Genomic DNA, 10,110 nt, shown 5'->3' on the forward strand with positions numbered 1-10,110 from the left:
GGATTGTGCTGCGCCGACCGCAACCAGCTCTGCAAGCAGGTCCGACGTCAGAGCCACCAGCGTCTCACCGGCAAAGAATCTGGCCCGGATCCGCTCGAAATAGGGCGTTCCAGCAAGCCACTCGCTCCACTCAGCGTGCGACACCGCATGCAATTCCAGAAGCTTGAACTTCATCAGCACCTTCATCGCATGACGCGCGTGCTTCTCAGGATCGCGCTGCAAGCCAGCTAAACGCTTGCGCCCCGTATGCAACGCGCGCTCGACATCTGCGAAGACGCGTCCATGCCCGGGAGTCACCTGCTGAGGCGCCAATTGAGCACCGCCTAAAACAAGAAAGCCCGATGAGATGAACTCATCGGGCTTTCTATTGGGCTTTCAAGGCCCGCACTTCGCAGGTCCTATACACCTGCGAGAAGAGCTTACTCAGGCCGCCAGCCGCTGCTCAATCGCAGCCTTCGTCTCCGGCAGTTCCTTCGGCAGATGGTGCGCCAACTGCTGGAACAGCTCCGTGTGCAGCTTCAGCTCAGCCTGCCAGGCCGCCTTGTCGATGCTCGTGACGGTAGCGAACTGCTCGGCGCTGAAATCCAGCCCAGTCCAGTTCAGGTCTTCATAACGCGGGCTCACGCCGGTGATGTGCTCGACACCTTCGGTCGCCTTGCCTTCCACGCGGTCGATCATCCACTTCAGCACGCGCATGTTCTCGCCGTAGCCTGGCCAGACGAACTTGCCGTCCGCGCCCTTGCGGAACCAGTTGGTCGTGTAGATCTTCGGCAGCTGGGCGCCCGAGGCTTGCAGCTTCTTGCCCAGGTCGAGCCAGTGCTGGAAGTAGTCGCTCATGTTGTAGCCCATGAACGGCAGCATGGCGAACGGGTCGCGGCGCACCACGCCCTGCTGGCCGGCGGCTGCAGCGGTGGTTTCTGAGCCCATCGTCGCGGCCATGTAGACGCCTTCGACCCAATTGCGGGCTTCGGTGACCAGCGGCACGGTTGTCGAGCGGCGCCCGCCAAAGATGAAGGCGTCGATCTTCACGCCCTTCGGATCGTCCCAGGCTTCGTCGAGCGCGGGGTTGTTGGTGGCGGCGACGGTGAAACGCGCGTTCGGGTGGGCGGCCTTGGCGCCGGTTTCCTTGGCGATCTGCGGCGTCCAGTCCTTGCCCTGCCAGTCGATGCAATGTGCGGGCGCATCGCCCATGCCTTCCCACCAGACGTCGCCGTCGCCGGTCAGTGCCACGTTCGTGAAGATCACGTCGCGGTGCAGGCTGGCCATGCAGTTCGGGTTGGTCAGGTCGTTGGTGCCCGGGGCCACGCCGAAGTAGCCGGCTTCCGGGTTGATGGCGCGCAGCGTGCCGTCGGCCTGAGGCTTGATCCAGGCGATGTCGTCGCCGATGGTCGTGACCTTCCAGCCGTCGAAGCCCGCCGGCGGGATCAGCATGGCGAAGTTGGTCTTGCCGCAGGCGCTCGGGAAGGCGGCGGCCACGTGGTGCTTCTTGCCCTCGGGGCTGGTCACGCCGAGGATCAGCATGTGCTCGGCCAGCCAGCCTTCGTCGCGGCCCATGTTCGAGGCAATGCGCAGCGCGAAGCACTTCTTGCCCAGCAGCGCGTTGCCGCCGTAGCCCGAGCCGTAGCTCCAGATCTCGCGCGTCTCGGGGTAGTGAACGATGTACTTGGTCTTGTTGCAGGGCCAGGTCACGTCCTTCTGGCCGGCCTCGAGCGGTGCGCCCACGGTGTGGACGCACGGCACGAACTCGCCATCGGTGCCCAGCACTTCGTACACGGCCTTGCCCATGCGGGTCATGATGCGCATGTTGACGGCCACGTAGGGGCTGTCGGACAGCTCGATGCCGATGTGTGCAATGGGCGAGCCCAGCGGGCCCATGCTGAACGGCACCACGTACATGGTGCGGCCCTTCATGCAGCCGTCGAACAGGGGCTGCAGCGTCGCGCGCATCTCGGCCGGGGCCATCCAGTTGTTGGTGGGGCCGGCGTTTTCCTTCTGGGCGGAGCAGATGAAGGTGCGGTCTTCGACGCGTGCCACGTCGCTCGGATCGGACATCGCGAGGAACGAGCCCGGGCGCTTGGCGGGGTTCAGTTTCTTGAAGGTACCGGCGTCGACCAGTTGCTGGCAGAGGCGGTCGTATTCTTCCTTGCTGCCGTCGCACCAGTGGATGGCGTCGGGTTTGCACAGCGCGGCCATCTCGGCCACCCAGGCGATCAGCTTGGCGTTCTTGACGTATGAGGGCGCCTGAATGGGAAGGCCCTTCATCGTGGGTGCGTTCATCGGAAATCTCCTAAGTTGAAAAATCGTCTTTCCGAACGGGGCGCCGCGCCTGACCAGGCACGGAGGTCCGTTTGAGAAAACGTTTCGCTTCGGGAGATTGCGTCAACGCGGGCCGCACAGCCCGCGGACAAAAGCGCGAAAGCCTGTCAGTTCAGGCGAGAAAAACGGCGATCGACGCCAGCAGCAGCATCAGCACGCCGCCAGCCAGCGGGAGCACGAGCGGCATCAGGTGAACGACCGATTCGACGGCGTCATGTTCGGCGGCGGCAGCGTGGCCGTGCTCGGCGGGGGTGGGATGGGACATCGGGAAATACCTCGAATACGCAAATGACAACGCATCAAATGCAGTCAACCGCAAATGACAAAACTCCCGCCATTTTACCGGCGAGGCGCCGTCGGCGGGTCTAGGGGGTTGCGAGGAGCCCTCAGTGCTGCTCCACCGCTTCGAAACCAGCGTCTTTCAGGGCGCTCAAGACGCTCGCCAGGTGGGCCCGGCCGCGCGTTTGCAGCACCAGCTCGACGTCGACATTCTGCGCCGCCAGCATGGTGAAGGCGCGTTGGTGGTGCACCTCGTCGACGTTAGCGCCCGCTTCGGCCACAGTGGCCGTGATCTGGGCCAGCGAACCCGGCACGTCGCGCGCGCTGACGCGCACCCGGGCGAGCCGCCCGGCGCGCACCATGCCACGCTCGATGATGGCCGCGAGCAGCAGCGGATCGATGTTGCCGCCCGACAGCACCAGCCCCACGCGCTTGCCGCGAAAGCGTTCCGGATGCCGGATCAGCGCCGCCAGGCCGGCCGCGCCCGCGCCTTCGACCAGGGTCTTTTCGATCTCGAGCAGCATCAGCACGCCCTGCTCGATGTCGCCTTCGTCCACCAGCAGCAGGTCGTCGACCTTGGCGGCGATGATCTCCCGCGTCAGCACGCCGGGCGTGCCGACCGCGATGCCTTCGGCGATCGTGCTCGTGCCTTGCGCGTGGTGCGTGCCCTTGACGGCATTCACCATCGCCGGAAAGCGCTGCGTCTGCACGCCGACGATCTCGATGCCGGGCTTGATCTCGCGCGCCGCGACGGCCATGCCGGCGATGAGCCCGCCGCCGCCGACCGCCACCACCAGCGTGTCGAGGTCGGGCACCGCATCGAGCATCTCGAGCGCGATCGTGCCCTGGCCGGCAATGATGGCTTCGTCGTCGTAGGGATGCACGAAGGTCAGGCCTTCGCGCTCGGCCAGCGCCAGCGCGTGAGCGCGCGCCGCGTCGAGCGTGTCGCCGTGCAGCACCACCTCGGCGCCGAAGCCGCGCGTGCGCTCGATCTTCACGCCGGGCGTGAAGCGCGGCATCACGATGAGTGCGCGCAGGCCCAGCCGCTGCGCGTGATAAGCCACACCCTGCGCATGGTTGCCGGCCGACATGGCGATCACGCCGCGCGTGCCGCCTTCGGACAGATCGACCAGCTTGTTGCACGCCCCGCGCTCCTTGAAGGAGGACGTGAACTGCAGGTTCTCGAACTTGAGGAACACCTGCGCACCCACGATTTCAGAGAGCGTGCGCGACTCCACGCAGGGCGTGTTGAGCACCTGGCCCTGCAGGCGCGCCGCGGCGCGACGGATAGCTTCGATTCCGACCATGGCGCGCATTGTGGCTGGAATCCAGCGGATCAGGGTTTTTACTCTTTCGGCGTCTTCCCGAAGCCAAAAGTCTGCGTTATGGTCGCTCCAAGTATTTCCTCGCAGGAGGTTGCCTGATGGTCAAGCGTGCGGGTGTCGATGTGGTGGCTGCTGCGGTGCGCGGGCAGGCCTTGCCTTCGCCCGGCCTCAAGGAAGCACCGGTGCTCGAGCTCATGTGCTCGCACTTCGTGCTCACGCTCGCCGCCAAGCAGGGGCCGCGCTTCAATGTGCGGCGCGATATCAACGGATTGCTCTCGCTCACCGGCCGCCACCTCGTGTGGCCCGCCGCGGTGCTGCAGCGATTGCGCGAGTTCCTGGGCCGCCGCTGTGCGGGCAACGAAGCGTGGAAAGGCGTCGAAGATTTCGACGGCCGCACGCTGCTCGAACGCCATGGTGTGTGGCGCGGCCCGTATGAGGAAGGCACGCTGTTCTTCTACCTCGACGAGTACGCGAAAGACCAGCCCAAAGACCTGCTCTCGGTGCTGGCCGTCACGCGCGACTGGCTCACGCACGCGTTGCGCAAGCAGTCCACGCTGGTCGAGAAGAACATCGACGCGCTCGCCGGCCTTTTGCAGCTCAACAAGGCCGAGCGCGCGCTGCTGCTGTACGGCACGCTCGCGCGCTACCAGCGCGACCTGCGCTCGCTGCTGGTCGAGTTCAAGGTCAACAACGCGCCCGAGGCCTACGCCGCCATCGCCGACATCGCAGGCGTCAACGCGAGCGAAGTGGGCGAGGCGCTGCGCGCGGGCTCGCGGCTGGAGCGCATCGGCCTCGTCGAGAACCTCATCTCCGAGCACAACATCACCGACCTCGCCGACCTCATGAAGGTCAGCGAGAAGCTGCCGCCCGTGCTCATGCGCGAGTACCGCGACCACAACGAGTTGATGGCCGTGTTCACGCGGCCCTCGGCCAAGAGCGCGCTCACGCCGCACGACTTCTCCTTCGTGCAGGAAGACGCGCAGATGCTCGTCACGCTGCTGCGCGCGGCCGTCGCGCGCAAGGAGCCCGGCGTCAACGTGCTGCTCTACGGCCCGCCCGGCACCGGCAAGACCGAGCTGGCCAAGGTGGTCGCGCAGGCCGCGGGCCTGGAGCTCTTCGAGGTCGAGTACGCCGACCGCGACGGCAATTCGCTCAGCGGTCGCGACCGCTACCGCTCGCTGCAGATCGCGCAGGTGTTCCTCAAGGGCAGCGCGCAGGCGGCATTGCTGTTCGACGAGGTCGAGGACGTGTTCCCGCCCATCAGCACCGAGGCCGCGCAGTTCATGGCGCGCGCCGAGCAGATTCCCGCGCCCGCCAGCGGCAGCGTGAGCGGCAAGGCCTGGGTCAACCAGATCCTCGAGGCCAACCCCGTGCCCACGCTGTGGGTCACCAACCGCATCGAGCAGATCGACCCGGCCTTCCGCCGCCGCTTCGCCTACCACTTGGAGCTCAAGTCGCCGCCGCCCGGCGCGCGGGAGCAGCTCGTCAAGAAGACGCTCGAAGGCGTGGTCGTGTCCGAGGCTTTCACCGCCAAGCTGGCCGAGCGCAAGGGCCTCACGCCCGCGCAGATCCGCACCGCCGTGCGCTTCGCCGGCCTGGCCAAGACCGACGAGGCTTCGGTCGAGGCCCTCATCGAACGCCAGCTGCGCAACGCCGACCTCGCGCTGGGCACGCTCGACAAGAGCCCGGCCGAGCGTCGCAGCGTCACCACCTACGACCTGGACATGCTCCATGTCGAAACCCGTTTCGAGATCCCGCGCATCGTCGAGGCGCTGAAGGCGCGCGGCCACGGCACGCTGTGCTTCTACGGCGCGCCCGGCACCGGCAAGACCGCGCTGGCCGAGCACATCGCCAAGGCCGTGGGCCGTCCGCTCATCGTCAAGCAGGCCAGCGACCTCATGAGCAAGTACGTCGGCGAGACCGAGCAGAACATGGCCGCCATGTTCAAGGAGGCCGAGTCCGAGAAGGCCGTGCTGCTGCTGGACGAGGCCGATTCGTTCCTGCAGGACCGGCGCGGCGCGCAGCGCACCTACGAGGTCACCGAGGTCAACGAGATGCTCCAGGGCATGGAGCGCTTTCGCGGCGTGTTCGTGTGCACCACCAACCTGCTCGACCGGCTCGACCAGGCGGCGTTGCGGCGCTTCACCTTCAAGATCAAGTTCATGCCGCTCACCGCGGCGCAGCGCGAGCGCATGTTCGTCACCGAGGCGCTCGCGGGCGACGCGGCCCTGCTCACCGGCGAGGTGCGCGCGCGCCTGGCGCTGCTGTCGCAGCTGTGCCCGGGCGACTTCGCGGCCGTGAAGCGGCAGACCGACATCCTCGCGGCCGAGTTCTCGGCGGCGGAGTTTCTCGAACAGCTCGAAGCCGAGCATCGCATCAAGCCCGAGGTGCGCGAATCGCGCGGCATGGGCTTCATTCAGTAGCGGGCGCGCGTCCCGCCCCCGCGCCCCGAACAAAAACCAGTCAGCACTGTCCGCCACCGCGGACGCCAGGAGGACCCCGATGGCCTTTCGCAATGCACACGCGTCGCGGCGCTCGCGGGCCCTGGCCACCGCCACCGGTGCGGTGGCGCTCGCCCTGGCCGGCCTGCTGGCGGGGTGTGGCGGAGGCGGCGGGGGAGGAGGTGGCGGCGGTGGCTTCCCGATCGGCGTGCTGCCGACGCCCGCGCCGGGAGGCGGGGGCAACGGGGGCGAGGGCGGCATCGTCGCGTCCTCGACCGTCGCCGGCCAGTGCGTCGCGCCGCGCCGGGGCACCAACCCCGCGACCGGCCGCGCGTACCCCGACACCGCCGGCACCGTCGACAACGAGAAGAGCTGGGTGCGCGGCTGGATCGACGAAACCTACCTTTGGTACAACGAGGTGCCCACGACCCTCAAGGCCTCGGACTACGCCACGCCGTTGACCTGGTTCAGCGTGCTCAAGACGCAGGCCACCACGCCCTCGGGCCAGCTCAAGGACCGCTTTCACTTCTACCTCGACACCGAGGCGTACCGCCTGGAGTCGGAGGGCGGCGTGTCGGTCGGCTACGGCATGGACACGGCGGCGGTGCGCAGCTCGCCGCCGCGCAACATCCGCCTCGCCTTCGTCGAGCCGGGTTCGCCGGCGGCGGCGGCCGGCCTGGCGCGCGGGGCCAAGCTGGTCGCGGTCGACGGCGTCGACGTGGTGGCCAGCACCGGGCAGGCCAATGTCGACATCATCAACCGCGCGATCTCGCCGCAGAACCTCGGCGAGAAGCACACCTTCACCTTCGAGGTGAGCGGCACGCGCGGCAGTCCGATCGAGCTCACGGCCCAGCGCATCACGAGCACGCCGGTGCTGTACACCCGCACCATCGGGCCGGCCGGCAACCGCGTGGGCTACCTGCTGTTCAACGACCACATCTCGACCGCCGAGGGGCAGCTCGTCACGGCCATGAACACGCTCAAGCAGGACGGCGGCGTCCAGGACCTCGTGATCGACATGCGCTACAACGGCGGTGGCCAGTTGCGCATCGCGAGCCAGCTGGCCTACATGGTGGCCGGGCCGGGCCCGACGAACGGCAAGACCTTCGAGTTGCTGACCTTCAACGACAAGAACCCGTACCGCACCACGCTCGCGGACAACCTCACGCCCTTCTTCACGACCACCCGCGCCGGCCAGCCCCTGCCCACGCTGGGCCTGTCGCGCGTCACGCTGCTGACGGGCCGCAGCACCTGCTCGGCCAGCGAGTCGGTCATCAACAGCCTGCGCGGCGTGGGCGTCACGGTCAACCTCGTAGGCGCCACCACCTGCGGCAAGCCCTACGGGTTCGTTCCGCAGGACAACTGCGGCACCACCTACTTCGCGGTCAACTTCAAGGGCGTCAACCAGGCTGGTTTCGGCGACTACGGCGACGGCTTTGCACCCAATGCCAGCTGCGCCGTGGCCGACGACTTCGACCACCCCCTGGGCGACGCCGCCGAAGGTCGGCTGGCCGCGGCGCTGCGGCTGCGTGACACCGGTTCGTGCACCGCGGCCACGGCATCCGCCAAGGCCGCGGACACCCCGGGCCTGGAGAAGGCCGCCGCGCCGGCGGAAGAAGACGAACCCTTCCTGCGCCCCCGCTCGCCGCTGCGCGAGAACCGGCTGATCGACCCCTTGCCCAGCCCGGGCTGATGCCGGCCTGACCCCCGCGCGAGGCCGGCCCCGGCCTCGCGGAAAACCCCTAGCCGCACCCCATTGCCACGCCTGCGGCCTGCCACTTAGAGTTTGGCAAACGTTTGCGCAAAGCTTTGCGCAAACGTTTTCACTCCCTGGCGCCCCTCTGGAAACCGGGCTGGAAACCAAACACTTAGGAGAAGCAGATGCGCAAATGGACAGTGACGACCTTCTGGCTCGTCGTCGTGGCCGTGCTCACGGCATGCGGCGGTGGCGGGGGCGGCAATGACGGCATCGGCCTGGCACCCGGGTTCGCCGCGCCGCCGGTGGCGCAAAAAGTCATCATCGACAGCGACTACAACACCATGAGCGACGACGGCCAGCTCGGCGTCATGGCCGCGCAACTGCAGGCCGAGGGCAAGGTGCAGGTGATGGGCATCAGCGTCGTCTCGGGCAACCAGTGGCTCAAGCAGGGCGTGGCCGACGCGCTGATGTCGGTCGAGCGCCTGGGCGTGGGCCAGCGCATCGGCGTCTACGTGGGCGAGAACTACGCCATCAACCACGACTACGCGACCATCGAGGCCGAGATGAAGGCCGGCGCGGGCGGCGACGGCTACCTGGGCGCCTGGAGCGGCCCCGAGCCCAAGACCGACGCCGACCTCAAGCCCTCGCCCGACGGCTTCGCCACGCGCACCGTGGTGCAGCGCAAGAGCGCGGTCGACTTCATCATCGACACCGTCAAGGCCAACCCCAACGAGATCACCATCCTGGCCATCGGCCCGCTCACCAACATCGCGCTGGCCGTGAAGAAGAGCCCCGACATCGTGCCGCTGATCAAGAAGATCATCTACATGGGCGGCGCCGTCGACGTGGCCGGCAACACCACCCATTTCGCCGAGTTCAACTGGTGGTTCGACCCCGAGGCCGCGCAGTTCGTGGTGCGCCTGCCGATCCCGCAGGTGGTGGTACCGCTGGACGTGACCGACACCGTGTTCCTCACCAAGCCCGTCTACGACCGCATCGCGCACCCGGCCAAGCCCACGGCCGTGACCGAGGTGTTCCGCAAGCTCAACGGCTACGGCTTCAGCGGCACCAACGGCTTCGAGAACAACCCGAACTACACGCAGAACATCTGGGACACGCTGGTGCTGGCCTACCTCATCGATCCGCGCTACGCCACGCAGACCGTCGAGCGCTATGTCGACGTGGTCGCCAAGCCCGGCGCCGCCGACAACGGCCGCTCCATCGGCTACACCATGCCGCCCGCGGGCGTGCCGCTGCAGAAGATGACGGTGGTGAAGAAGTTCGACAACGCGCGCTTCTTCGAGCTCTACATCGACCTGCTCACGCGGCCGGTGCCGATCTCGCTGCCGGCGACCGGCTCGTAAACCACCTGCCGTCAGCCGGCGCGCGGGGCCGGAGCGCCGATACTTCGGCCCTCGAACAGGGAACACACGCATGCTGATCGGCATCGATATCGGAACCTCCGCGGTCAAGATCGTCCTGACCGACATGCAGCTGCATGTCGTCGCCACGGTCGATCGGCCGCTCACTTCGCAGTACCCGCAGCCGCTGTGGTGCGAGCACGACCCCGACCAGTGGTGGGCCGCCGTCTCGGACGGCCTCGACGAACTGGCGCGCACGCACCCAACGGCCATGGCCGGCGTGCAAGGCATCGGCCTGTCGGGCCAGATGCATTCGCTGGTGCTGCTCGACGCGGCCGACCGCCCGGTGCGTCCCGCGATCCTTTGGAACGACGGCCGGGCCGCCGCCGAGGCCGCCGAGCTCATGCAGACCGACCTCGCCCTGCGCCGCGCCGTCGGCGTGCAGCCGATGGCGGGCTTCACCGGCCCCAAGCTGCGTTGGCTGCGCACCCACGAGCCCGAGGCCGTGGCGCGCGCCCGCTCGCTGCTGCTGACCAAGGACTACGTGCGCCTGCAGCTGTCGGGCGAGAAGGTGACCGACGTCACCGACGCGGCCGGCACCTGGCTGTTCGACCAGGCGCAGCGCCGCTGGTCGCCGCAGGCGCTCGCCGCCTGCGGGGTCGGTCCCGCCTGGCTGCCGCGCGTGGTCG

The 10,110-nt window shown here is 67.8% G+C and carries 7 protein-coding genes; 4 read left to right on the forward strand and 3 right to left on the reverse strand.

Features of this window, described 5'->3' with window-relative positions; genetic code table 11:
- Positions 1-423: 423 nt before the first annotated feature.
- From VBO01S_RS29205 to VBO01S_RS29210, 3 genes are all read right to left on the reverse strand, one after another.
- Positions 424-2,277, reverse strand: a complete 1,854-nt coding sequence (locus VBO01S_RS29205; RefSeq protein ID WP_062482103.1) for a phosphoenolpyruvate carboxykinase (GTP) — start codon at positions 2,275-2,277, stop codon at positions 424-426.
- A gap of 151 nt (positions 2,278-2,428) precedes the next feature.
- Positions 2,429-2,581: a hypothetical protein gene (locus VBO01S_RS32860; RefSeq protein WP_169805104.1), complete on the reverse strand. Its 153-nt coding sequence runs from the start codon at positions 2,579-2,581 to the stop codon at positions 2,429-2,431.
- A 121-nt stretch (positions 2,582-2,702) separates the two neighbouring features.
- Entirely contained in the window at positions 2,703-3,902 is a 1,200-nt protein-coding gene (locus VBO01S_RS29210; RefSeq protein WP_169805105.1) for a threonine ammonia-lyase, read from the reverse strand.
- Between the two features lie 116 nt (positions 3,903-4,018).
- Here VBO01S_RS29210 and VBO01S_RS29215 point away from each other — a divergent pair, with 116 nt between their 5' ends.
- From VBO01S_RS29215 to VBO01S_RS29230, 4 genes are all read left to right on the forward strand, one after another.
- A complete protein-coding gene (locus VBO01S_RS29215) occupies positions 4,019-6,343 on the forward strand; it encodes an ATP-binding protein (RefSeq protein WP_062482108.1) in 2,325 nt (774 codons plus the stop codon).
- A gap of 79 nt (positions 6,344-6,422) precedes the next feature.
- On the forward strand, positions 6,423-8,054 hold the full coding sequence (locus tag VBO01S_RS29220) for a S41 family peptidase (protein ID WP_062482110.1): 1,632 nt from the start codon (positions 6,423-6,425) through the stop codon (positions 8,052-8,054).
- 188 nt (positions 8,055-8,242) lie between these two features.
- Entirely contained in the window at positions 8,243-9,424 is a 1,182-nt protein-coding gene (locus VBO01S_RS29225; RefSeq protein ID WP_062482113.1) for a nucleoside hydrolase, read from the forward strand.
- A 70-nt stretch (positions 9,425-9,494) separates the two neighbouring features.
- A partial coding sequence (locus VBO01S_RS29230) for an FGGY family carbohydrate kinase (RefSeq protein WP_255221235.1) occupies positions 9,495-10,110 on the forward strand: 616 nt, incomplete at its 3' end.

The organism is Variovorax boronicumulans NBRC 103145 (assembly GCF_001591345.1).
GTDB lineage: Bacteria > Pseudomonadota > Gammaproteobacteria > Burkholderiales > Burkholderiaceae_C > Variovorax > Variovorax boronicumulans.

Excerpts from the sequence above, each read along its gene's own strand:
- VBO01S_RS29205 (WP_062482103.1), bottom strand. The coding sequence starts at position 2,277 with ATGAACGCACCCACGATGAAGGGCCTTCCCATTCAGGCGCCCTCATAC.
- VBO01S_RS32860 (WP_169805104.1), bottom strand. The coding sequence starts at position 2,581 with ATGTCCCATCCCACCCCCGCCGAGCACGGCCACGCTGCCGCCGCCGAA.
- VBO01S_RS29210 (WP_169805105.1), bottom strand. The coding sequence starts at position 3,902 with ATGGTCGGAATCGAAGCTATCCGTCGCGCCGCGGCGCGCCTGCAGGGC.
- VBO01S_RS29215 (WP_062482108.1), top strand. The coding sequence starts at position 4,019 with ATGGTCAAGCGTGCGGGTGTCGATGTGGTGGCTGCTGCGGTGCGCGGG.
- VBO01S_RS29220 (WP_062482110.1), top strand. The coding sequence starts at position 6,423 with ATGGCCTTTCGCAATGCACACGCGTCGCGGCGCTCGCGGGCCCTGGCC.
- VBO01S_RS29225 (WP_062482113.1), top strand. The coding sequence starts at position 8,243 with ATGCGCAAATGGACAGTGACGACCTTCTGGCTCGTCGTCGTGGCCGTG.